General features: G+C 62.5%; 1 protein-coding gene. It reads right to left on the bottom strand.

Features of this window, described 5'->3' with window-relative positions:
• Positions 1 to 1,063: chorismate synthase (gene aroC / locus P1U55_RS15485; RefSeq protein WP_301048539.1), on the bottom strand; the 1,063-nt coding region annotated here is incomplete at its 3' end.
• Positions 1,064 to 1,129: the final 66 nt, after the last annotated feature.

Raw genomic sequence — 1,129 nt, 5'->3', positions numbered from 1 at the left:
CGTGGCGCATCAGGTGGTCGAGCAGCACGCAGGCCATCATCGCCTCGCCCACCGGAACGGCGCGGATGCCGACGCAGGGATCGTGGCGGCCTTTGGTGATAATCTCGGTCTCCTCGCCGGATTTGGTGATCGTCTTGCGGGGCTTCAGGATAGATGACGTGGGCTTCACGGCAAAGCGCACCACAAGCTCCTGCCCGGTGGAAATGCCGCCAAGGATGCCACCCGCGTGGTTGGAGCTATAGATCGGGCCACCTTGGCCCATGGTGATCTCATCGGCGTTTTGCACGCCGGTGAGGCGAGCGGCGTCAAAGCCCTCACCGATTTCAACGCCCTTCACTGCGTTGATCGACATCATCGCAGCGGCGAGATCGGTATCAAGCTTGCCGTAGACCGGTGCACCAAGGCCAGCGGGCGCGCCGGTGGCGGTGATTTCGACAACGGCACCCACCGAATTGCCGTCTTTGCGCAGGGCATTCAGATAATCTGTCCAGCGATCGACAGACCCGGCATCGGGGATCCAGAAGGGGTTGTTGGCGATTTCGGCGGCATCAAAGCGGCTGCGATCAATGCCCACCTCGCCCATGGAAACCATGTAGCCCGTGATCGTGAGGCCGGGAACCAGCTTGGCCAGTGCGGCACGGGCCAGCCCGCCAGCGGCCACACGCGCAGCTGTTTCACGCGCCGAGGAGCGCCCGCCGCCGCGATAATCCCGCACGCCGTACTTTTGCCAATAGGTGATATCGGCGTGGCCGGGGCGAAACTTTTCAGCGATGTCGCCATAATCCTTGGAGCGCTGATCGGTGTTGCGGATCATCAGCTGCACCGGAGTGCCGGTGGTGACGCCTTCAAACACACCTGACAGGATTTCAACCTCATCGGCCTCGCGGCGCTGGGTGGTGAACTTGTTTTGCCCCGGTTTGCGCTTGTCGAGCCAAACCTGAATTTGCTCAGGGGTGACTGGCACGCCGGGAGGGCAGCCATCAACGGTGCAGCCAAGGGCGGGGCCGTGGCTTTCACCCCATGTGGTAACGCGGAAGAGGTGGCCGAAGGTGTTGAGGCTCATGCGAGGGGCTCCTTTGGGGCTCAGGAGTTACCCAAGCCACCCCGCAAAGCCAAGCCGGAAAGGAAA

It is taken from the genome of Vannielia sp. (genome assembly GCF_029212645.1).
Classification (GTDB): Bacteria; Pseudomonadota; Alphaproteobacteria; order Rhodobacterales; family Rhodobacteraceae; genus Vannielia.
This window is presented reverse-complemented; position numbering and strand designations above follow the sequence as displayed.